The following is a 23023-nucleotide window of genomic DNA, read 5'->3' on the forward strand; positions in this document are numbered from 1 at the left end:
GTGCCAACCCTTCAACATTAACTGAATATTAAATCTTCGGGCTTAACCCCTGCTTAACATTTGCGTGGTTCTTTTGCACAAACTACAATCATGAACCTACGCTCCATCGCTGCTACTGCTGCAGCACTGGCAACTTTATACAGTTGCAAAAAAGATAAGAACACCGGTACACAGGAACCCAACTATCCTGCTATTGCAACCGACAAACACCCCAAAACATTGACCACCACACCCAGTGGCATTGTATTAAATAATGGTGGTTATGGTTCCTCTATGGCGCAGGACCCTAACGATCATTCCATATTTTACCTGCTGACCGACCGTGGCCCCAATGTAGCAGAAGCTGCCACCAACAGCATCATGATCGCCACACCCGATTTTGTACCACAGATCGGCAAGTTCCGTTTGCAGGGCGATTCATTAACACTGGAATCCGTGATATTATTAAAGAACAGCAGTGGCGCTAACCTGAATGGATTGCCCAATCCTGTTGGCGCAGGTTCTACAGGCGAAAATCCTTTCGATCTTAATAACAACCCGCTGGCACCGAGTGCAGATGGCATCGATTCTGAAGGAATGGCATTGGCATCGGATGGCAGTTTCTGGATCAGTGATGAATATGGTCCGCATATTATTCATGTTGATAAAACCGGCAAAACTTTAGAGAAGATCAATCCTTATACTACCGGCAGAAAATTGCCCTTGGTATTGGCAAAGCGCCGCCCCAACCGTGGCATGGAGGGACTAACGATTACGCCTGACGGAAAAACGCTGGTGGGTATTATGCAATTCCCGCTGTACAATCCTTCGTCAGCTGCTACCAGCGGTTCGCTCGTGATACGCATTGTTACCTTTGATATCGCTTCCGGCGCTACCAAAGAATTTGTGTACATGATGGACAACACCACATTACAGGCCGTGAGTGAGATCACCGCTATTGATAATAATAATTTTTTAGTGCTGGAAAGAGATGGACTCTTTGCAACGGATGCCAACAGGGCAACGGTGTTTAAAAAGATATTTAAGATCAGCCTTACAGGTGCTACCGATATCTCTGATGCAACCAATGGCGCCAATGGAAAATTATTTGGCGGTAAAACGGTGGAAGAATTGAAAGATGCCGCAACACTGGCTGCTAATGGCATTGTACCCGTTACCAAAACACTGGTGGCCGACCTTATGAAAGATATTCCAACTTTATATCCGCATGATAAAGCGGAAGGCATGGCGATCATTAACTCCACCACCATTGCCGTATCCAATGATGATGACTTTGGTATTACCGGCGCTAATAAAGTATACGAGCAAAAGGTTCTGGCCGGTACCGGCAAGGTTGACAGGAACGGTATTTACTTTATCAAACTGGCGACTCCACTTTTTTAAAAATACAAGAACGATGCGTTACCCGCCTGCAATAAAATGCAGGCGGTTTTTTATCGCCATCTTTTAAACGGATACAAAGTGAGGTTGGAATTATAATATTTAGCATCACCTGTAACTTCTGTGCTGGCCCATTCCGGCAGTTCAAATTCTTCATCTTCACTGGCCAGTTCAATTTCTGCAACAATTAATCCCTCATTCTCATCATGAAAAACATCCACTTCCCAAAGCTTTCCTTTGCAGGGAATTTTGTACCGCGTTTTTGATAATTCACTTTCTGCAAGTGTATTCAGCATTTGTATTGCATCTTCGGCAGGAATGCTGTATTCAAATTCACTGCGGGTAGCGCCTGTTGTTTTGCCTTTAATGGTAAGCCAGGCATCAGTACCAGCCAGCCTTATACGGATGGTTTTATTTTCATCGGTGGAAATATATCCTTGCCGGTATAATTTTCCAGCAGATTTATCAGCAGCATTCCATGTCTGATGATCAACAAGATATTTGCGTTCAATTTCTAAGCCCATAAGTAATTTGTTTTACTTTCAATAGTTACACAAAATTACGTTTCTTTAGGTTCTACGAAACTTTGCATCACTTCCTGCAACAATTTTACTCTTTGTAATATTAGTTGCAAATTTTCTTCCGGTTCCGGGCAGCCCGGTTTATACCTGCTGGCAACATAGGCTTTTTGTAAAAGCTGCAAAAGTTGCTTTTCCTTATCATTTTCAAGATTGAACACCTGCTCCACCCCGCAACAAACCATGGAACAATACCGGATGAGTTTATCAATATTGTGCGTATTGATATGCAGCCCGGCGCCTTTTTGTAATACCAGGTGCAAAGCCTGTTCGGTGGCCTGGTGCAGCATAAACAGGGCCATATTGTTTTGCCTTCGCTCTATATATAATTCTGCACCGGCAATAAATTCATTCACCACCTGCTGTTGATGATACAAACTTTTACTGTCACATACATACGCAGACAGATCAGTATTGACGGGTAACCGTATGGGTGTTTTATTGCCATCGTAAATAAGCGTTGCAATTTGGGTCACCGTCTTTGCAAAACGATGGCCTTCATTTAACCAGGTAGTGAACTGCTGCAGGTTAAGCGCAATAATGGTTACCGAAATAAAGGAACGGCAGGTGTTCTCAATCTTATCCTGCACCTGGTTATTATTATAACCGGCATTTTTATCGGTCAGTATCAGCAGGTAATAATGATCTGCATTGCTGTTGCAGCATGCATTGTACATAAAGATAGAATGTACAGGCTGTTGCTGCAGTCTGCTGCCAAGCAGGTATATCTTTTGTACAGGAAGTATACCGGTGATCACGTTCACCAGTTTTGCTTCCTTGGTTTTAAAATCTGCTGTTGGTAAATGCATCCATCATTGTTTAACTGCAGTACAGCAGGCAGCATTCATTGAACCCGCTTACTTTTTTTGCTGTTGCTGCAACAGTGCGTACACGTTTTTAAAGAAGGCTATCGTGTGCTCATACACGAAGATCATGTTGGCACGCATTTGAGAGTTGTTCTCTTCATCATCGGCGATAAGCGCCAGTTTTAAGAGTTGCCATAGGTCATCGGCTGGCCCGTGTTCGCCCATTACTTCAAAGAAATAAGCAACCTGGTCCCATTCGGCAGGTAATGTATTGTTTTCAGTTGTTGGATTTGCGTTAACAGCATTGGCTGTTTTGTTGTTGGAGCCCGACATAACGTACATGTTTTTGTAAACGTTTAAGAATTTAATTATGCCGTTCATTTACTGGCTTATTACCGCATTTTTTATACAGCAGTAAGATGCTTTCAATTAACCGGCAGTGTCAGAAACTGGCCTGGTGGTTATATTCGCGGATGTGGGAGATGTTGCAGCGGGCTGTATAAAGATGTATGTCGGTGTATATTGATGTAATGCTGCTTGCCTTCCAGGTTTTGGTGTTATCGTTTATTTTCGATTACTTTGGCACGTTTCCTTTACTCAGTAAAGATAAATCAACTATTTGACGTTCACAAAATTATTGTCTATTTAGTTATCCACATTTGTTACTAATGCAAAACTATTTTAGTCAGAACCTGCAGATATTAAGAAAGCTTGTTGGCAAGAGTCAAACGACAATCGCCAAGCATACAGGTTTTACACGTACCCAATGGTCTAATTGGGAGTCGGGACTATCCACTCCAACTCTGCAGGATGCTTTGACACTAGCCAAATATTTTGGCGTTACCCTCACTACACTTATTGAAATAGATCATACACAAAATGCATGGCTGATGGAACGGGTAGGCACTATCCGCTACACTTTTAAAAAGCCTAAACCGGATGAATCCAAAGAACCTGCCAACAGTGCCGACCTGGATGAATACCTGAATGTACTCAACGATCCGCAAGCCCCTTACGAAACGGCCATCGACGCACTTAAGAAAAGACTGGAAGAAAAAGAAGAGATCATCGGTGCCTTACGGGGACAAGTAGACGCACTTAAGCTGGCTACCACGCAGATGGAGTTGAGATTGGGAGGTAATGGTAAGTGATCGTTTTAATTGATTTAAAGTAATTACAAATAATACTTAAAAAAAAGATCTCGCCTTTCAGGCGAGATCTTTTTTTACTTAAACCAGGTTCTTTATCCGTAATGCTTTTATTATGGATTAGCATGACTCTCTTTTTTGGGATTTATTTCCCAAACCAAAAATCTATTTCCTTTTTACTGCTGCCTTTATCAAACCAGCCCTGCCATACATCACTTCTTTTAAGCCCTTTCCATTTGGGTGTATTATCTTTTTCGTTGCCATCCTTATCGGTTACTTTGGAGCGGTAAAATCTCCAGCGGTAATGATGGTATACCGACAGCATGTGTACTGCATAACTTTGTGCAAGGGCGCTGTTGCCGGTAATGATATTCAAATTATCATCATTGCTCTCGCTGGCTTTTTTGCCCATATTGTTTGAGCCGGTGATCACCACAGGGTTTTTACCAAACGGATCTATCACGATGGCCTTACTGTGTATCGTTACCGTAGGCCGTGCCAGTTCTGTTTTCCAGAAACCAAAATCCTGTTTGATATTGGCGGGTGTTACAATCGTCATATCACCATCTTCTCTTTTCCCCTTATTCATAAATTGAATGGAAGGTGTTTTAGAACCACCGGGATCGATATTGATAACACCGTTGATAAAGATGGGGTTTTTCTCTTTTGTTCTGTCATAAATGGCTTTGTATAAAAGCGCTGTTTCCATTGAGCCGGGCTGGAACATTAAAAAAAGTATGCCCTGTTTTGCTTTATTGATCAGGTCGATCGCGTCGTTAAGATCAGCAAGCTCTTTTGTAGGATCGAACCAGGTACGAATGTCACCCTTGGTATTTTTTTTAACTGTTGCATTAGCAGTTTTAAATGGCTTGGCATATAAGCCTTTTCCATTAGCGTCACAATCTTCCGATATCTTATGCCATTCCTCCAGGTAATATTTTGCCACAGACACATCATCAATGATCAAGGCATTATTGGCCTGTTTAAATAAACCATTGTGTGTCCAGTTGGTACTGCCCGTTAATACTTTGTAGGGTGAAAATGTATTGCCTTTTTTAGTGGCCAGCACCACAAACTTATTGTGTGCAAAATGGCTGCCGCTTACTATACGCCGTTGCAGGTCTACCTTAGTAAGTTGTTTGGCATTTTCCTTTTGCGGATCAGGATCGCCCGGATCATCTTTGGATGGCTTTTTAAATGCACCGTTAGCCAATATCACATGGGCCCTTTTGCCAAGTTTGTTCAGCTTCTTTATCAACACAGCATCATTCAGTTCATACAGCGCTGTAAAAAGATGTACATCTTTTTTTCCTTCCAGTGTTGGTTCATCCAGTATGCTGTACACAGCTGGTAGCAAAGTGCCGCCCATAAATTCCCGCAGGGGAGATTTTTCATCATTCAGGTGTTCATCCAGTGTTTTTTGTTTTTCCTTTACGGGTAAATTCATTAAGCGCTTTGCCACAAATTGCGATGCCACGGCACCACGGTTAAAATAAGCATCCGTTTTTTTAGAGCTCAGTGTTGTCCAGTTACTCCAGCGGCTTGCATTAGCCTCATCTTTTTCCAGCTTATCATTCTTATGTATCATGGGAATTACCTTGTAGCGCACCGTATCCCCGTTATTCACCAGGTAATCCGTCCAGTTGTATTTCTGTATGGGCCACATAGTGGTATCATGAAATTCAAAATCCTTGTGCGGTTCATCTTCAAAACCTACACTGGATTTAACCCAGTCTGCTGCGGCTTCGCTCTCACCTTTTTTCTGGCGCAGTATGGCAAAACCCCAGCAGTCTTTTATTTTATAATTATACGACCAGGCTATTTCTGCATCGTCGCTGCTGGCCACAGCTACGATATCGATCTTATTAGGCATAACATTGGTTTTTATTATTTTAAAATAGTTGATATAAATAATTTCACAACATCAGCTATACTAACGGCAATGAATAAACTAAAACAGATACAGCAATACTTTTTAAAGCGGCTAAGTGTTGTGCAATAAGAAAATGAATATGCCTGAAGTCAGTTTGGAAGGGGGCGGGCTTATAAAGGTTATCTAAAGTAAACATTTGCCCGAAATAAAAAAATACGTATTTCCCGCAATTTGCGGGGTGTTTTCACCTTTTTAAACAGTTTTACTAAACTGGAATCCTCAAAAGAACAAGAGAGCGCCTTGCGGCACTCCCTATTCATTTAGTATTGCTATATGGGTATAGTTCTTTACAGGCGTATAGCGCCGTTTGTGATTATTTACTGAAATACTTTTTTAAGGTAGGCCGTATTAGCCCCGTAATTATATTTGGTATCCGATGGCTTCTTTGCGTCACGGCTGCGTTCTATTACCAGCCAGCCCGTGTACCCCATTTCATCCAGGCATTTTTTTACTTTGTACATATCTATCTGCGGATCGTTCTCCAGCCACACGCTGTCTTTATTGGTGGCATGTATCATGCAGATACGGTCTTTACCCAATGTCTTTAATTCACTGATAAGATCGCGGCCTTCTTTTAACGGGTTGGAGAAGTTGAAGTAAATTTTTATTGCAGGAGAATTGATCTGTTTCAGCAGCTGCACTTCTTCTTTTGCAGACAACGCCGTTTCTATCCCGATCACCACACCTGCATCCTGCGCCATTTTACCGGCTACTTTTAATCTTGCTATTACAGAATCCCGTACAGCGGGGTTCTTCTTCAGATCGCATTGTACACCCAATGGAAGAAAAGCTGTTTTTACATGCATCAGTTTCATAGTGGTAATGCAATCTTCAATGGATCTTTTATACTCTTCCCGGCCACAGAAAGATTGTGCATAATAACCCGTCATGGCCAGCAAGAATATCTCTACATTATTTTCCTTAGCAGTTTTTAAAAATTGTTCTCGCACCGAATCAGTAAGCAACTGGTTATCGAATGTTGGCCGGGTGCCCAGGCCGCCCATATCCACTTCCACACCATCGGCTTTTAATTGAGCGGTCAATGTTATGGCGCCCAGTTTTTGGCGCTTCAGCAACATCAGGTCTATCAATCCTATTTTATAACGCTGATTTTCTTTTGCTTTTTTTACTTCATCTGCAAATAATTTTTCTACATTCTCGAATCCTTTTACCGCTCTTGCAGGCAGGTTTTCGCCATTATCGCCAAATACATAAAAAGCTTTTTCAGGTTCCACGGTGATAGTGGTATCTACAATACTGCCGTCTGAAGCCTGTATTGCTTTTAAATTAAGATTCAGGTGTTTTGCAAAGAACTCGTACACTGCCTTGCGTTTATTAAAGCCAAAATCATGCTTATCATTGGGTAAATGTACATTGGCGAGATTATCGCTTTTATTGTACCAGCTATACATTTTTTGCAGGTATAACAGGTCGTGTTCGGGCATGTGATCGGTCCAGTCGCCGCCATCACTTACCACCAGCTGTGGTTGTGGCGCAGCCAGTGCAGCAATTTCCACATTATCGGTGCGGCCACCGCAGGCATGCACATCCTCACCGCTTTCGCAGGGGCAGCCACCATAAAAATAAGAGGAAAGGCTTACCACCGGCGCCGATACTTTAATGCGTTTATCCAGTGCCGTTACAAATATGGTATGTGTACCGCCGCCACTGCCCCCTACTATTGCTACGCGGCTGGTATCGGCATCTTTTTGTGCCAGCAGGTAATCCAGTATGCGTATGCTTGCCAGTGTTTGCAATGTCATAGACAGGCTGCGGCGATGATCTTCTCCTTTGAACTGCAGCAGCGATTCGCCCCAGGCAAACATATCATAGTTAAAGAGCATGGCGCCCATTTTAGCGATAGCAGCTGAGGTGTACTGGCAGTCCGCACGGTAGCGGTGTTTATCCCAATGGCCCTGCGGATGCAACACTACGGGTATCTTTCCTTTAAATACTGCAGGTTTGTATAAAGATCCGTTTACCCATACACCCGGCAATATTTCGATGGCCATATTCTCGATGGTATAGCCATTCATTTTGCGGAGATTGGTTTTGATAGGCGCTGTTCCCGGCGAGGCCGGTAATGTGGTTAGTTGCAATGCTTCCCGCAGGCAGGGCACGAGGGCGGCTTTGCGTTTTTCCCATTCTTCCACTGTTTTATATTGCGCTGCGATACGGTCCAGTTCAGCCCATCCTTCGTCTACTGGCCAGCGGTAGTATTCAAATGTGCTGAGTTTATATTGCTTATCTTTTTCTTTTTTTACTTTTAGTTCCAGCGGCTTCAATACATTGTCCAATGTTACTTCCACATCGGGACGGTATTTCCATTCGGCATAGGTAACTTTTTTGTTGGCTACCATGGTATCGGCAAATTTTATTACTACCCCGTATTTTTTTTGTATATCGTTGAGTACTTCTTTGAGAGGTTTGGTGTATTGGTTGTCGCTGTTCACTTGTGAAGCGGCTGTAAACCACAAAGACAGGAAGGCGCAAAGGAGCACGAAGGATTTTCTTAGTGTCGCTTTGTGCCTTAGCGCCTTAGTGGTTCTAAAATAAGCTGGCTGTGTCATAATATTTTTATTAAACATTTTCTGTTTTACGATTCATTTTCCAACTGCTGTACAATAAGTTTTTTTCCAGCACTGGTTTGGGAAAGAATAAGCTGGCTATATATCCCACAATTATCACTACTAAATGACTATATACGCCCAGCATCAATTTATGATGTGTGAAATTAAAATTACCCAGGTCCAATAGTAGTTTAGGATTTTTTATACCAATGGGCGTGCTCGTTAAAAAAGCCCAGGAGGTAAATAAAATGCAGGCGATGATACCGATATTGATACCCTGCCTGTTGGCCCTTGCGCTAAACACACCCAATAAAAATATACCTACAATGCCTCCGGAAAAAATGGCGTATACGGTAAAGATCAGGTCGATGATGCCACCATTGCTGAACTTTAAATAAAAATACCCCATGCCGATGGCGAAAAAGCAAGACAACAGCACCATGATCTTACTTGCAAATAAATTTTCTTTATCCGATCTGCCGGGGCGTATCTTTTTATAATAATCTTCCATGCCTACTGCTGCATTGGAATTGATATCGGCGCTCAAACTGCAGATAGCAGCGCTTATCAATGCTGCAACAATAAAACCAATTACGCCGGTGGGCAGATTGGTCATCATGAAATAGGGAAAAACTGTTTTGGCGCTAACATCGGGTGGTAATGGATTCTGTTTATAGAATACAAACAATGCAGTGCCAATGAACATAAAGATCGTCCATATCGGTACCGTTAAAAAAATACCCATTAAAGATGCTTTGATCGCTGATTTATCGGATTTAGCAGTAAGATAGCGTTGCACCACTGTTTGATCAGTAGCATATTTTTGAATGGCATAAAATGCGCCATTGATAACGAGCACCCAAAATGTAAGCCTGTCCAGTTTAAAATCGTAAGGGCCAAAACCGGTACGGTTATTTTCTCCCGCAACTTTTAATGCTTCGGGTATACCACCTTTTATAGAGAACAATAATATTCCTAAACAGATAAAGCCGCTTGCGAATAACATAAAGCCCTGGAAAACATCCAGCCATATTACTGCCTGCATGCCACCTTTTAAGTTGAGGATGATGAGCACTAACCCTACACATAATAAAATATAAACGGGATCGATATTGGTGAGTTTATAAATTGCCAGTGCCACTAAGGTTAATACCGAGCCCATACCTGCAAACTGCCGGATGATGAATGAGGAGGAGGAATAATAGCGGGCAAATTTTCCGAAACGTTTTTCAAAATATTCATAAGTACTCAGCCCGATCACTTTGCGGAAGAGCGGTACAATAAACCATATAGAACCCAATAATACGATCGGTACCATGTATCCCTGTAACAGGTATATCCAGTTAGATTGATAGCCCTGTTCGGGATAGCCTAAAAACGTATTGCTGCTTATTAATGTAGACAATAACGACAGCCCCAATGCCCATGAAGGAAAATTACCTTTTGATAGAAAATAATTTTCGGTAGTGGTTTGTTTATTGGCAAAACGAAAACCAAGGTATAGTGTAACACCTAATACCAGCAATATGATAAGGTAATCAACAAAATGTAAATGACTCATGTGCAACCGTTAATTTCTGCAATAATTTTTCCCACAAGCGTTAAAAGTCCTGCGAAAGCTTATGAATACAATTGAATTATTTCGTTGGATAATGGATAGCTGCCAGGTTTTACAGTGATGAACAGGCCACCTGCTTTCATACGCACTACGCCGCGTTGCAATTCATTCACCGGTATCAATGTTGTAATTTGCAACTCCTGTAAAATAGCAGCTGCGGTAGATCCTCCTTCAATAAATATTTCCTGTACTTTTTCATTTTCCACTATTTGCTTTACAGCTGCTGCCATTGCAGTTCTTAATGCAAGGGCATCTGCTTTCGGTTCGTCAATTGCCAGCAGCAGTTTTTTTTGTTGCCCCAATTGCTTACCAGCCTCATCTATCCATTCTGCTGTTACTGTTTCAGGCAGGTATGCTACTAAACCGGTTTTATCGTGTAATTCTTTTACAAACGCTTTCCGTTCTGCGTAAGCAGTGCCGCATACATACAGGTGCGGCGATTGTAAGGTTGCTTCCGGTTGCTGTTTGGGTTCATATTGCTTTTGCAGCAATGCATTAAAAAAATCGCCAGCTCCTGCCAGCATCCATGATGTATCGATGGCATTGGCCCAGGCTGTTACATCTTCATTGGTAACCGCCTCTCCCACTACAATGCCTTCAAGCGGCAACCAATCATCGTGTTTTAATACCACTATTGTTTCATCGTGGAGCATGCCTGTTATGGAGGCGCTCTGCACGGGAAATTCAGGATCATTTACAAAACCGGTTGCAGTGATCTTCTCATTTCCAATAAAATATTCTCCCTCCTTTATCGTGCGATGTAATGATGGATTGGCAGGCAGTATAAATGCTTTGCTTTGTTCGCAAAGCTCCATCTGCACTTTTGCTTCATCCAGTACATAGCCTCTTAATACCGAATCGATCTTTTTATACAATAATGCCGGTTGATATTTCAGTACCGCTTCCACCACATCGGCTGTACAATAAATGGCAGCTGCTTTCTGCATGGAACGGCTGTCGGTAGAAATGATCAGTACTTCCGCTTCAGTGCCGGTTACATTCTCCAGGCACACTTCCACAGTCAATCCATACCGCAGGCAGATACCAGCCAGTTCGGCGGCACCTGTAAAATCATCTGCGATCACGGCTATCATCTTGCAAATTATGAGTGATGAGTTATAAGTGATGAGTTTTGTGCCTGTTTAAAAAATTATAACTCATCATTCATAACTTATAATTGATTTTTACTTAATTGTACAGCGCTTTCAATTGCCAATATCATCGCGTCGGCACTGGCAATCCCTTTCCCTGCAATTTCAAATGCAGTTCCATGATCTACTGATGTGCGGATGATCGGCAAGCCCAAGGTAATGTTCACGCCTTTTACACTGTCCATCTGTTGTTTTTCTGCATTCCACTTAAACCCAGCCAGCTTAAATGGTATATGTCCCTGGTCGTGGTACATGGCCACCACGCCGCCGTAAGCGCCCATGGCTGCTTTGGCAAACATGGTATCTGGCGGCACAGGGCCCTCAACGGTATAGCCCAGGCGCTTTGCTTCTTCCACAGCTGGTAATATTTCTTCATCGTCTTCTGTACCAAAAAGGCCACTATCGCCTGCATGCGGATTTAATCCTGCCACACCTATTTTTAAATTTGTTTTACTTAATCTTTTTAAACCATCCACGATAAGCTCTATCACCTGTACAATGCGTTCTTTCTTTACAAGATCACATGCCTGGCGCAGGGATACATGCGTACTCACATGTATCACATTGATATTATCCTCCACCAGAAGCATCGCATATTTTTTTGTGCCAGTGTAATGCGCATATATTTCAGTATGCCCTGCAAAATGATGCCCCGCTTCGTTGATAGATTTTTTATTGATAGGTCCCGTTACAGTTGCATCCACTTCTTTTGCCAGCGCCAGTTCAATTGCTTTTTTTACGGCCTGGAAAGAAGCTTCGCCGCACATGGCATCAACTTTTCCAAACTGCAGTTTGCTGATATCTGTAATTTTCAAGTCAAATACATCTATCACCCCTAATTCAAATTTTGCATCGGCTACTTTGCTAACTGCATTCACTTTGGCATGCAATTGCAGCAATGTGATGATCTGCTCAAATACTGCTGCATCCCCTACCAATAATGGCTGGCATATCTCATGTATCTCTTTCTGCAATAATGCTTTCACGGCAATTTCCGGCCCGATACTGGCAGGATCACCCATGGTAATTGCAATTGTTGGTTTGTTGTTCATATTTTTTTATTACAAAGGTGGCATTACCACCGCTTCGCATAGTCCTTTTTTATGCATTAATCTTTTTAATTCATGCAGGCTTTCCCCCAATGTACGGTTGCTTTGATATAACGCACCGTAATCATCGCTGAGTTTCTGCATGGCGTATAATTTTTCTTTATCGCTGTTTTTAAATGCAGTCATCATATCTGCATAAATTTCCGGATACAAATTTCCTGTACTGGGCACCAGTCCATCGGCACCGAGCAGTAAAGCATCTGCACTTTTTGCTGCCCATCCCAATATGTAATGAAAATCATCCCTGTCTTTCCATAATTGCAATGATCGCTGCATCCGTTCTTCGCTACGCTCGCTGTCTTTGATGCCTACGATATTTTTATGCCTGCTCAATTCATCAATTACGGGCAATGTGATACTCATGTGTGTGGTGGCAGGGATATTATAAATGAATAAGGGTAGCGCAATATTATCTGCCAGTGTTGTAAAATATCGCAGCATTTGCTTTTCCGTAAGTGCATAGTAAGAAGGCAAAGTTGCCACCACCACATCCACTGCATGCAGGCAACAGAATGCAGCAAACTCAATGCTTTCTGCCAATACATTCGAACTGATACCGGCATACAACAACGAGCCCATCTTTTTATTTTTTTCTGCAGCCTGCACGTAATCTTTTTTTACCTGCAGGGGTAAAGATGCTGCTTCGCCCGTTGTACCTAAAATAAAAGGCGCAATATTATTTTGATAGAAAGCAGCAAATATTTTCTGTACTGCCGTCTCGTCCAGTTGTAGCTTTTCTGTCAATGGAGTTACCGCCGGAACGATGACGCCTGTATATTTTTTTTTGTTACTCATTAATACGCTGCTTTATAAATCCCGATCGCATCCTGTTCGGTAATTTCTCTTGGATTGTTTTTTAATAACCGTTGAATCTTCATGGCATCTGTTGCCATTTGTGGTATGGCGGATTCCGGCACATTTACTTCACGCAGGGTAGCAGGTATATTGCAGGCACTGATCAACTGCCTTATTTTTTGCACGCCTGCATAAGCCGTTGCAGTATCATTCGCCTGTCTTTCGCAACCCAGTGCAATCGCTACCTCTGCATATTTTCTTGGAGATGACGGAATATTAAACTGCATCACATAAGGTAATAACAAAGCATTGGATAAGCCATGTGCCAGGTGAAACATACTACCCAACGGGTAGCTTAACGCATGCACCCCGGCCGTATTTACAGGCCCTAAACAAAAACCACCCAGCAAACTGCCCATGGCAACTTTTTCTCTTGCCTCCATATTGTTACCGTCTCTTACAGCGGTTTCAATATAAGCAGCGATCAGGCGCATGCCTTCATAAGCATACATATCAATAAATGGCTGTGCAAATTTATTGGTGTAAGCTTCCAGGCAATGTGTCAATGCATCCAGCCCTGTTGCAGCTGTAATTGCAGGTGGAACACTTATGGTTAACAGCGGATCTACATACACAATATCAGGTACGAGGTAAGGACTGATGATGCCTTTTTTCTGGTTTTCATCATCCACCAGTATGGCATTGGGAGACACTTCGCTGCCGGTGCCGCTTGTTGCAGGCACACAGATCAATTTTTTCTTCCTGCCTTTTAATAAGCCGATGCCCACATAATCTTTTAACTGCTGTTCATTTTCCAATTGTGCGGCAACTAATTTAGCAATATCCAATACACTGCCGCCGCCAATTCCAATCACAATATCAGGATTGAATGGTGTCACCTTCTGCATCAGCTCTTCAAAATCGGCAAAGGAAGGTTCGTTCACAATGGATGTATCGGTCAGTATTTCTATCCGGTTATTTTTTAATGCCGTTGTCAACTCTGCCAATGCCTGCTGCAAGGGCGTTATAGTGGCAATAAAAACACGGGATGGCTTAAATTGCAGTACTTCTTCTGCCAGTTGATGTAAAGTTCCGTTCCCAAAAATTAATTTGCCGGGGAATATTATTTGCAATCGTTGGTTCATTAGTCTTTTACTATCTTATAATATATCTTTCTCTTGGTGATCCTTTGCGCCCTCTGTGCCTTCGTGGTTCAAACGCATAAAGCTTATATCGCTGCATCCAATGGATATTTTGGCAGCATTAACTCTTCTGTATCCACCGGTTTTATCTGCAGCTTTTCGCACCACATTTTAAAACTATCATGTATCTCATCCAGTGTTTTTTTTTGTTCCGGCGTAAGTTCCAACGCTGTTGCACGGCTGATGGTGCGTACCGGCAAACCTCTTTTACGCAGAAAATATTTTGCGCTCATCGGGTAGGCAATATGTATCAACGGGTCCACCCTGCTGATCTCGCCCTGCAACCATTTTACTTCTTCCTGTTTTGCAGGATTGTTGGCATTGTTCACCATCCATACCAATATCTCGGGGTAAAAATTACCGCTGATGGATGACATTCCTTTTGCACCCATCTGCAGGCTGTACATTGCATTGGGAGAATGTGCATCATAAAATTCAAATGAAGGGTTGGCAGTTTTTACCACGTCCAGTTTTGCTTTTACACTTTCCAGACTAATAGAAGTGTCTTTATGATATACAAAACGGTTCGAGGACAACAATGAACGGAAAACTTCTGTGCCCAGTATTCTTTTATAAGGAGCCGGGCACTCATACATACCCAATGGGATATTGCCGGTAAGTTTGAACATGCGGTCGAAGTTCTTCAGCAGTATATCATCACTGTCTTCTATATTGGCATAATGACCGGTGATCAATATTACTGCATCTATTCCTGTATCGTATATTTTTTTGGTGAACTCTGCTTTATCGTTGATGGTTAAACCAAATGATCCCGTGGCAACCACCGGTACACGCCCGTTCACATACCGTACGATATGTTCGGTTAATTCCAGTCTTTCATCTTCGGTAATGCTGTACATTTCGCTGCTGAGGCAATTGGCAAAAAAACCTTTCACTCCTGCAGCCAGGTAAAAATCAACCAGGTTGCTTACCACATCCAGGTCAACTTTTGCTTTTAAATTGAACGGTGTGATCATCACCGGCACAAATTTTTTATCGTTCATATAGTGGGCTTATTTGTTCATCGAAATGCTATTTCGATCATTATCAAATCAGGTTAAGATCTTAGTATTGCAATTTGGCCGAAATACAATTCCGGCGCACTATAAAATTCAATATTCCGGTATAAATAAAAATGTATTATACTACTATTATCCTGTACAATTTTACTGTTTTGACCCTCTTAAGCGGGCTACCAGTATACCTGTTAAAAATATGGTAAGTGTACCCACCACGATGATCATATTACTGTGCAGGCTGCTTTTTACTACGCTGTATTTATCACTGATATTTTCGCTGAATGTCATCCATAAAATTACCAGTACGCCAATGATTGTTGCAGTTATCGCCGCCGCATTTTTCGCCTGCCTGCTGATCAATCCCAGCAGGAACAATCCCAGCATTCCACCTGCAAAAATACCGGAAAGCTTCCACCAGGTATCCAGCAAACTTTTGGCGCCGATCATGGCCAGGCCAGCGCTCAAACCTATTAATCCAAATACAACAGTGGCCAAATGCAGTGAATATAATTGCTGCTTATCGGTGATGCGCGGCTTAAAATACTTTTTATAAATATCCATTGTAAAAACAGTGGCGCTTGCATTCATATTGCTGCTGATGGTGCTCATAGCCGCTGAAAGAATGGCTGCCACAATAAGCCCCAGCAACCCTGTGGGCACTTTGGTTACCATAAAATAGGGCAGCACTTTATCGGCATAATCTACCGGTTTAAAATTAGCAGCCAGGTTTTGTATTTGTTCCTGTGTAGCCAATGCACCTAATTTTTCTGCAGCCAGTTTTAATTTTACCGGCTCAATCATTTGCGGCTGCAGTTGATAAAATGAATACAATGATGTACCAATGATCACAAACAGCAATGATACGGGCACATACATCCAAACGCATAACCATACAGATTTTGCTGCCTGCTTTTCAGACGCTGCTGTATGATACCGCTGGATATAATTCTGGTCCATTCCAAAATTATTCAGGTTAATAAAAAACCCATACAGCAATACCACCCAGAATGTTGGCGTTGTAAAATCAAACGCCGTACTACCCAGGCTGAATTTATTATCTGCTTTTGCTATTGTTATTACTTTATTGAATCCGCCGGGTATTTGTTGGATCACTAAATAAAGGATCAGTAGTGCACCCAATGTTTTAATAATACCTTGTGCCACTTCTGTCCATATTACTGCTGACATGCCGCCCAACACGGTATAGATGATGATACATATCCCCATTACGATCATGATGCTTTGCATCGAAAAGCCGGTGAGTGCCTGTAGGCTTAATGCCATGCCGAAAAATATGGTGCCCATCCTTGCAAACTGTGTTAGTAAAAAACAAACCACCGCATAAGTTCTTGCCCAGGGGCCAAAACGTTTTTCCAGGTTCGTATAAGCTGATATTTCTCCTGTCTTCCTGTAAAAGGGCACAAAATATTTGGTGGCCACCCAGGCGGCCAATGGCATGGAAATGCTGAATACAAAAACGTTCCAGTTGCTGCCGAACGCTTTACCTGGATTGCCCAAAAATGTATTGCTGCTTAAAAAGGTGGCGTAAATAGATAATCCAATGGCCCATCCCGGGATTTTGCCGGATGCTTTGGTGAATTGCTCGGCATTTTTATTTTTTCTGGAAAAATAAAAACCGATCCCCACCATCAACAGGAGATATATAACGATGATGATAATATCGGTGATGGGAAGATTATTCATTTATTACAATCGTATTTTTTTGTTACCGGCTATTGTACCTTGATTGAACTTCATTGGTCCCGATCTTATCGGGACTCCGTTCAACTTCAAATCTTTACTGGGCTTAAATTATGTTTTGCACATACACCAAACGTTCCTACGGAACGAAACACTGTCACATCACTACGTTCTACCGATGAGTCGTCCCTATGGGACGGAATGCAGCCGAATAATTTGAATGCCCAGAATAATTAATACCTTGCACCGCCAATTTTCTCACGTCTCACGTCTCACGTCTCACGTCTCACGTCTCACGTCTCACGTCTCACGTCTCACGTCTCACGTCTCACGTCTCACGTCTCACGTCTCACGTCTCACGTCTCACGTCTCACGTCTCACGTCTCACGTCTCACGTCAATCATCCGTCGTTTTCGCTGCCACTTTCACTGCTCCCGGCCATTGCTTATCCTTGATCTCTTTCAATTTTAATTTTGAAGGATCAACTTTTACATATTTTATCTTTTCTCTTCTCCAGGTATACACGATATGTACCATTCCATCCTTACTTTGTATCACCGAAGGATATGAATACTGGCTGATCGGGGAATCTTCCAATATTAATGCAGCATACCATTTTTTGCCATCTTTTGAAATAGCAACGTTCAATGGTGTGCGTGGCCCCTTGCCTTTCACCCAGCTGGAATCGGGCAGCAGGTGATTATATACCAGTAACTGCCTGCCATCTTTTAATGTTACTGCATCTGTACCGGAATTATTATTGGGCAATGCCGAGGCTTTCATCTCACTCCAGGTTTTACCGCCATCATTACTCCAGCTTTCGTTGAGCGTGGTGTTACGGCTGCGGCAGAGTATCTGCAAACTGCCATCTTTATACTTTAATATGCTGGGCTGTATGGCTTCAATTATTTTGCTGTCGTTGATGTCTGCGCTTTTGGTCCATGTTCTGCCATAATCTGTAGTGTATTCAATATGTGCTTTCCACCCCGTTTTTTCCGTACTGGAAGGGCAAAGCAATACCCCGTTGATCATAACAGGTTTGTTTTTAATCGGCCCCAAGATGCCATCAGGTAATGCTTCCCGTTTACTCCATGTTTTTCCATTATCGTTACTGCGCATCATCCAGCCAGTCCAGCCTGCTACATTTGGTCCTATCTTATAAAACAGCAACAATTCTTTATTATCAGCATAGTATAACACAGGATTATAACAAGCATACCTCGTGGTATCATTGATAATTCCTTCTGCAACTTTTTCTGGTGCGGTCCATTTATTTTTCACCAGGCGGCTTGTCCAGATACAAACATCTTTATTACCTTCTTTTGTACCGCCGAACCAGGCTGCGATCAATCCCTCCGGTGTTTCTGCTATGGTACTGGCATGGCATTGAGGAAAAGGAGCGGTATCATAAATAAATTCATCTACCAGTATCCCTTGCTTCCATTTGTTTTGTCCAGTAACTTGGTTGATACACAGGGTTAGTAAAAAAATAAAAAACAATTTATATTTCATTGTATAAGATTTATTGAGGTTGTTTTGCCGCTTCTTTTTCCGCTTTTACTTTATCTACATAAGCTTTAAATAACTGGCGCCAGTTGCGGCCATTGTTGTTCAGGTATTGTTCGCATTTGGTTTTATAAATTTCAAATATAGCAGATACCTCTTTGATGCTTTTGTAATCAATTGCCTGCTCCCTGGCCTGCTTCAAATTCCTGAGTATCTCAGCTTCTTCTTTTGCAGTAAGATCAGGCACTATTGCACGGTATCCCTGCAAAGTAAAAGCTACTTTACCAATGGTATATTTATCCAGTATCATTTCCACCTGGTTCGAATCCAGTTCTGCTTTCAATACAGTCATCAGGTTTTCGTGAATAGACTTTGGTTTTGCAGAACAAATAATCACCTGCCGGTCCATTTCGGATAATTTATTCCCTGTGGCAGGGTTAATGCCTTCGGGCACCATTGTAAAGGGGTTATTATTGTGCCAATCCCTTACTGCGGTAAGATGTGTAAGAATTGCATCCTGTACTTTTTTTGCTTTTGCCGGGTCGCTTAACTGCAATGCCGCCGTCCAGCTGCGGGCTTTGTTCTCTAAGGCTGTATCTACCTGTGCAGATGCCATAATCGTCGTCAACAAGAAGGCAGTAATTATAAAGAATTTTTTTTTCATTTTATTTTCGATTTGAAATGATAAGCACCGCTGGGTATCTCAATTGTGGCAATACCATCTTTAAACTGTACCAGTTTTATATTTTCTACTTTGGATAATATCGTTGCGGACTCCTGCACATCATCAACACTAAGAGCGGGTATGTATATTTTTGCTGAACTGTTCGCAGGCACTTCTATATCCCATTCAAATGTGGAAGCGCTTTTTTTCCACCTGCTTTTTATGGTGCCATAAGAGCTGTTATAAGATGCATTTACAAACTGTAATCCTTCCGGCAATGATGGCTTCATGATTATTTTTTTAAACCCAACATCTGTTTTATCAGTTCTTATACCGGCAAGATTTTCGTAATACCATATCAACAGGTCGCCCAACATCATTACATGGTTCTGGCTGTTCATATTAGGGTCTGCTGTATTACCATTCCAAAGTTCCCATATTGTAGTGGCGCCATTGGCGATCATATAGCCGTAGCTGGGATAAGTGGTATTGGATGCCAGTTTAAAAGCGAGATCGGCATTGTTGTATTCTGTCAGGCCCCGCATTAAATATTGTGTTCCAATCAACCCAGTACTGATATGATCGTTACTCTCAACGTGTATCTTCTGGTAAATATTTTCAAATACTTTTTCTTTTACAGAATCAGGGCAAATGCCGAAGTACAGTGGTAACAGGTTTGCAGTAATGGTATTATTGGAATAACTATGTTCCTGCGGATCATAAAATTTCTTTTGAAAAGCCTTGCTGATCATATCAGCCCATGAGCTGTATTCTTTTATATCGGCTTCATTACCGGTCAGCTTTGCAAAGCGTTGCATATAGCTGAGTAGTTTATAATAGTATGCCGTAGCGATCAGTTTGCCATCTGTTAACCTTGAAGAATCCTTTGCATGTATGAGTTGTAAATTTTCGGGTGGCACACACCAGTCGCCGTACTTATCTTTTGTCATGATGCCATCCACTAAATATTTATCTTTCATATACAGTATCCATTTTTTCATGGCTGTATAATTCTTCTGTATCGGCTTTATATCTCCGTACTGATTGTATAAATGATTACTGATGGTCATAAATGCAGCTGGCCATGTTACATCATCAGAATAATAATTCCAGAACGCAGGCGCAACATCCGGGATGGCGCCATTTTCTGTTTGTGATTGTTCTATATCATCCATCCATTTGGCATACAATGTTGCATTGTCAAAGAGAAAACTTTCTCCCTGTGCACCGATCACCCTGTCTCCCAGCCAGGGTTGACGTTCGTTACGTTGTGGGCAATCTATCGGCATACCTTTATAATTGGATGCAATGCCCCACCAGGCATTTTTATAGATTGCATTGATGGTTTTGTCGGATGTTTCAAATACACCCGTTGTCTGCAGATCGTCATAGATCAACTGTCCCTCAAAATTATTCAGTGTGGGTGTGCCGGGAAAGCCACTTACTTCAACATACCGAAATCCATGGTATACAAAAGATGGATGCCACGATTCCGTTCCGGTACCCTTTAGTGTGTAACAATCAGTAACTCTTGCATCCCGTAGATTAGCTGTAAATAATTCCCCGTTTGTCTTCAGGCTTTCAGCAAATCTCAATGTGATCTTTGCGCCTTTTTTCCCTCTCAAGTCCTGCAACTTCAACCATCCTGCAAAATTCTGTCCCATGTCCAGGATATATTTTCCATCACCCATATTTTTTATTGACAATGGTTTTATCAGCTGCTTCACCTTCATCGGTTCAGAAAATTGCGCTATCATTTTACCTGCCGGAGCCTGCACTATTTCAGGTTGCATCCATTTTTTATCATAAAACCCCGCATTGATCCAGTTACCCAATTCTTTTGTTGCATCATATTCTTCGCCATCATATTCATTGTTGGTTCTGATCGGGCCATCTACATTCAGTTTCCAGCTTTCATCACTCGCTATTATTTTTTTGGTACCGTTGGCATATTCAATTTCTAATTGCACTAACAGTTTAGGATAACCGAAATTATTTATTTTATAGGTTTTATAATTCTGCCGCATAGTAAAATAACGCCCGTTACCCAATACAGCAGCGATGGCATTGCTACCATTTTTTACCTGTGCCGTTACATCGTAGGTATTATAAAAAAAAGACTTCCTGTAATCAGTTGGATTGGGCGCCAGTACCTGGTCGCCGACCCTTTTCCCATTTACATACAGCTCATACATACCCAGCCCGGCAAGATAAACCGTTGCTCTTTTTACGACGGTAACACTTTGAAATTCTTTTCTCAAATACCTCGCAGATAATCTCGACCATGTAGTGATACTGTCCCATGGAGAAGCTTTATCATAGCCGATCCATTTTCCTTTCCAATCAGTTGCCTGTAACAATCCCGTAGAAAAAAAGGCTGTTGCAGTCGGGGTCGCCTCTCCTTTATTGGTAATTACCTTTACTTTCCAGAAGTATTTTGTAGCTGATCGCAATGGTTTACCGGAATAACTAACCAGGAGTGAGCGGCTATCATTAACAACACCTGAACTCCATATATCCCCTTCACCAGCCTTTAGCTTGTCTTCGCTGCTGCTTACTATAAGCTGGTAAGATTGCTGTATTACATTGCGCTGGTTGCTTTCCAGTTGCCAGCTGAATCTTGGTTGCGGCACATCAATGCCCAAAGGATTATCCAGCATTTCGCAACGCAGGTTTTTTATATTTACCTGGGCTTGCGTACTTATGATAAGTAGCAGGCAAAGGATATGTAATATTGTTTTTTTCATTCTTAAATCCTATTTCAATAGTTTTTTCAAGGCTATTTCATCCGGTAATATGCCTTTATATTTCCTGGGTAATGCCTTACTCGTTTTATATGTAGCAACACCCATTGCTTTATTAAAATCCCTGAAAGAGTATTCAACCACTTTATCAGTTTTATTGCTGCAAAGTATAATACCGATCGATGGATTTTCATGTGGTTGTTTCACCATTTCATCCAGTGCCGATAAATAGAAATTCATCTTACCCAGGTATTCCGGTTTAAATTTACCTCTCTTTAATTCAAAAACCACCAGGCATTGCAGCCTCCGATTATAGAATAGCAGGTCAATAAAATACTCTTCGTCTTCCACAACCAGCCGGTATTGATTTCCTATAAATGCAAAATCAGTACCGATAGACAAAATAAATTTTCTTATGTTCCGGATGATTCCTGCTCAAATTCCTTTTCGTCTGCGTTATCTTCATCTTTGATATTTATAAAATCCAACAGGTATTCATCTTTAAAAGATTGTAACGCTTTCTCTCTTAATTTTTCATCAGTAATTGCTTTTGAAAAATTATTCGGCAATTTTCCCTGCCTGCGAAATAAACGGCTTTTTATCTTATGCTCCAGAGTTGCCAAACTCCAGATTTCTTCCGCAGATCTTACAATATAAAAACATCTTTCTTCTATACTTTTTGCCTTTGCAAGTATCTCGGAATGATGCGAAAAAGATAAGGATAAAAATGCTTTCTTTAATTCGTCCGACAGTGTCGGACGAATTAGGGAATTGGCCTTTCTTTTTACCTTTTTAGAAGCTTTTTTCAAATCGTCCGACAGTGTCGGACGAAATTCAAAATCGGCTTCCCAGGCCTCATAAAAAATGCGCATCCGCTTTAAATTTGTTGAACCAAATCCGCGTAAGCCGGGCAATTCTTTTTGCAGATCATCTGATAGTTTTGTCAATACACCTGCTCCCCATTCTCCCTTTCTTGTTTTATCGCTGATCAGTTTTCCGACCGAAAAATAAAGCGTCAAAAGTTCCTTATTGGCCAATGCAGCTGCCTTGTAGCGGCTTGCCAGGATCATCGACTTCAACTCTTTGATAGCACCCTTGT

Annotated in this window: 19 protein-coding genes; 2 read left to right on the top strand and 17 right to left on the bottom strand. The window is 41.8% G+C overall.

The annotated features are described in order from the left end of the window. Window positions 1–90 precede the first annotated feature (90 nt). On the top strand, window positions 91–1383 hold the full coding sequence (locus QM738_RS16235; protein ID WP_462277779.1) for an esterase-like activity of phytase family protein: 1293 nt from the start codon (window positions 91–93) through the stop codon (window positions 1381–1383). Between the two features lie 50 nt (window positions 1384–1433). Here the strand turns inward: QM738_RS16235 and QM738_RS16240 are convergent, their stop codons facing one another. The 3 genes from QM738_RS16240 to QM738_RS16250 are packed head-to-tail and all read right to left on the bottom strand — an operon-like array spanning window position 1434 to window position 3097. After that, window positions 1434–1904: a CYTH domain-containing protein gene (locus tag QM738_RS16240; RefSeq protein WP_462277780.1), complete on the bottom strand. Its 471-nt coding sequence runs from the start codon at window positions 1902–1904 to the stop codon at window positions 1434–1436. 35 nt (window positions 1905–1939) lie between these two features. Continuing rightward, window positions 1940–2767: a HEPN domain-containing protein gene (locus QM738_RS16245; RefSeq protein WP_462277781.1), complete on the bottom strand. Its 828-nt coding sequence runs from the start codon at window positions 2765–2767 to the stop codon at window positions 1940–1942. A gap of 48 nt (window positions 2768–2815) precedes the next feature. Continuing rightward, window positions 2816–3097 carry a hypothetical protein gene (locus QM738_RS16250; RefSeq protein WP_462277782.1) on the bottom strand — a complete coding sequence of 94 codons (282 nt, stop codon included), beginning with the start codon at window positions 3095–3097 and terminating at the stop codon, window positions 2816–2818. A 335-nt stretch (window positions 3098–3432) separates the two neighbouring features. On the opposite strand from QM738_RS16250, the gene QM738_RS16255 reads away from it, so the two are divergent. Then, window positions 3433–3915, top strand: coding sequence for a helix-turn-helix transcriptional regulator (locus QM738_RS16255; protein ID WP_462277783.1), 483 nt, complete (start codon window positions 3433–3435; stop codon window positions 3913–3915). A 142-nt stretch (window positions 3916–4057) separates the two neighbouring features. Here the strand turns inward: QM738_RS16255 and QM738_RS16260 are convergent, their stop codons facing one another. The 14 genes from QM738_RS16260 to QM738_RS16325 all read right to left on the bottom strand — a co-directional run bounded on the left by QM738_RS16260 (window position 4058) and on the right by QM738_RS16325 (window position 22961). Beyond that, entirely contained in the window at window positions 4058–5785 is a 1728-nt protein-coding gene (locus QM738_RS16260) for a phospholipase D-like domain-containing protein (protein WP_462277784.1), read from the bottom strand. A gap of 377 nt (window positions 5786–6162) precedes the next feature. After that, window positions 6163–8415, bottom strand: a complete 2253-nt coding sequence (locus tag QM738_RS16265; protein ID WP_462277785.1) for a TIM barrel protein — start codon at window positions 8413–8415, stop codon at window positions 6163–6165. Between the two features lie 10 nt (window positions 8416–8425). Then, window positions 8426–9976 (bottom strand): sodium:solute symporter family protein, encoded by a 1551-nt coding sequence (locus tag QM738_RS16270; RefSeq protein ID WP_462277786.1) that lies wholly within the window; start codon window positions 9974–9976, stop codon window positions 8426–8428. Window positions 9977–10035: 59 nt separating this feature from the next. Continuing rightward, window positions 10036–11127 carry a four-carbon acid sugar kinase family protein gene (locus QM738_RS16275; protein ID WP_462277787.1) on the bottom strand — a complete coding sequence of 364 codons (1092 nt, stop codon included), beginning with the start codon at window positions 11125–11127 and terminating at the stop codon, window positions 10036–10038. Window positions 11128–11204: 77 nt separating this feature from the next. Further along, on the bottom strand, window positions 11205–12236 hold the full coding sequence (gene pdxA / locus QM738_RS16280; RefSeq protein ID WP_462277788.1) for a 4-hydroxythreonine-4-phosphate dehydrogenase PdxA: 1032 nt from the start codon (window positions 12234–12236) through the stop codon (window positions 11205–11207). 9 nt (window positions 12237–12245) lie between these two features. Continuing rightward, complete coding sequence (locus tag QM738_RS16285; protein WP_462277789.1) at window positions 12246–13088, bottom strand: dihydrodipicolinate synthase family protein; 843 nt, start codon at window positions 13086–13088, stop codon at window positions 12246–12248. Beyond that, window positions 13088–14233, bottom strand: coding sequence for an iron-containing alcohol dehydrogenase (locus tag QM738_RS16290; protein ID WP_462277790.1), 1146 nt, complete (start codon window positions 14231–14233; stop codon window positions 13088–13090). Before QM738_RS16290 ends, QM738_RS16285 begins: the two co-directional genes overlap by 1 nt. 83 nt (window positions 14234–14316) lie before the next feature. Then, complete coding sequence (locus tag QM738_RS16295) at window positions 14317–15294, bottom strand: dihydrodipicolinate synthase family protein (protein ID WP_462277791.1); 978 nt, start codon at window positions 15292–15294, stop codon at window positions 14317–14319. A gap of 162 nt (window positions 15295–15456) precedes the next feature. Continuing rightward, on the bottom strand, window positions 15457–17013 hold the full coding sequence (locus QM738_RS16300) for a sodium:solute symporter family protein (protein WP_462277792.1): 1557 nt from the start codon (window positions 17011–17013) through the stop codon (window positions 15457–15459). 393 nt (window positions 17014–17406) lie between these two features. Then, entirely contained in the window at window positions 17407–18522 is a 1116-nt protein-coding gene (locus tag QM738_RS16305) for a sialidase family protein (protein ID WP_462277793.1), read from the bottom strand. Window positions 18523–18532: 10 nt separating this feature from the next. Beyond that, on the bottom strand, window positions 18533–19180 hold the full coding sequence (locus QM738_RS16310) for a DUF3826 domain-containing protein (protein ID WP_462277794.1): 648 nt from the start codon (window positions 19178–19180) through the stop codon (window positions 18533–18535). Beyond that, window positions 19177–21927, bottom strand: a complete 2751-nt coding sequence (locus tag QM738_RS16315) for an alpha-L-rhamnosidase (protein ID WP_462277795.1) — start codon at window positions 21925–21927, stop codon at window positions 19177–19179. The genes QM738_RS16310 and QM738_RS16315 overlap by 4 nt, the downstream gene beginning before the upstream one ends. A 9-nt stretch (window positions 21928–21936) precedes the next feature. After that, window positions 21937–22326, bottom strand: coding sequence for a PDDEXK nuclease domain-containing protein (locus QM738_RS16320; protein ID WP_462277796.1), 390 nt, complete (start codon window positions 22324–22326; stop codon window positions 21937–21939). A gap of 11 nt (window positions 22327–22337) precedes the next feature. Next, entirely contained in the window at window positions 22338–22961 is a 624-nt protein-coding gene (locus QM738_RS16325; RefSeq protein ID WP_462277797.1) for a DUF1016 N-terminal domain-containing protein, read from the bottom strand. Window positions 22962–23023: the final 62 nt, after the last annotated feature.

It is taken from the genome of Ferruginibacter sp. (assembly GCF_049840995.1).
GTDB lineage: Bacteria > Bacteroidota > Bacteroidia > Chitinophagales > Chitinophagaceae > Ferruginibacter.

Bases quoted from the DNA above. Each gene is read 5' to 3' on its own strand.
- QM738_RS16245 (WP_462277781.1), bottom strand. From the start codon at position 2,767: ATGCATTTACCAACAGCAGATTTTAAAACCAAGGAAGCAAAACTGGTG.
- QM738_RS16305 (WP_462277793.1), bottom strand. From the start codon at position 18,522: ATGAAATATAAATTGTTTTTTATTTTTTTACTAACCCTGTGTATCAAC.
- QM738_RS16295 (WP_462277791.1), bottom strand. From the start codon at position 15,294: ATGAACGATAAAAAATTTGTGCCGGTGATGATCACACCGTTCAATTTA.
- pdxA (WP_462277788.1), bottom strand. From the start codon at position 12,236: ATGAACAACAAACCAACAATTGCAATTACCATGGGTGATCCTGCCAGT.
- QM738_RS16250 (WP_462277782.1), bottom strand. From the start codon at position 3,097: ATGTCGGGCTCCAACAACAAAACAGCCAATGCTGTTAACGCAAATCCA.
- QM738_RS16265 (WP_462277785.1), bottom strand. From the start codon at position 8,415: ATGACACAGCCAGCTTATTTTAGAACCACTAAGGCGCTAAGGCACAAA.
- QM738_RS16285 (WP_462277789.1), bottom strand. From the start codon at position 13,088: ATGAGTAACAAAAAAAAATATACAGGCGTCATCGTTCCGGCGGTAACT.
- QM738_RS16235 (WP_462277779.1), top strand. From the start codon at position 91: ATGAACCTACGCTCCATCGCTGCTACTGCTGCAGCACTGGCAACTTTA.
- QM738_RS16260 (WP_462277784.1), bottom strand. From the start codon at position 5,785: ATGCCTAATAAGATCGATATCGTAGCTGTGGCCAGCAGCGACGATGCA.
- QM738_RS16290 (WP_462277790.1), bottom strand. From the start codon at position 14,233: ATGAACCAACGATTGCAAATAATATTCCCCGGCAAATTAATTTTTGGG.
- QM738_RS16310 (WP_462277794.1), bottom strand. From the start codon at position 19,180: ATGAAAAAAAAATTCTTTATAATTACTGCCTTCTTGTTGACGACGATT.
- QM738_RS16315 (WP_462277795.1), bottom strand. From the start codon at position 21,927: ATGAAAAAAACAATATTACATATCCTTTGCCTGCTACTTATCATAAGT.
- QM738_RS16270 (WP_462277786.1), bottom strand. From the start codon at position 9,976: ATGAGTCATTTACATTTTGTTGATTACCTTATCATATTGCTGGTATTA.
- QM738_RS16255 (WP_462277783.1), top strand. From the start codon at position 3,433: ATGCAAAACTATTTTAGTCAGAACCTGCAGATATTAAGAAAGCTTGTT.
- QM738_RS16300 (WP_462277792.1), bottom strand. From the start codon at position 17,013: ATGAATAATCTTCCCATCACCGATATTATCATCATCGTTATATATCTC.
- QM738_RS16275 (WP_462277787.1), bottom strand. From the start codon at position 11,127: ATGATAGCCGTGATCGCAGATGATTTTACAGGTGCCGCCGAACTGGCT.
- QM738_RS16240 (WP_462277780.1), bottom strand. From the start codon at position 1,904: ATGGGCTTAGAAATTGAACGCAAATATCTTGTTGATCATCAGACATGG.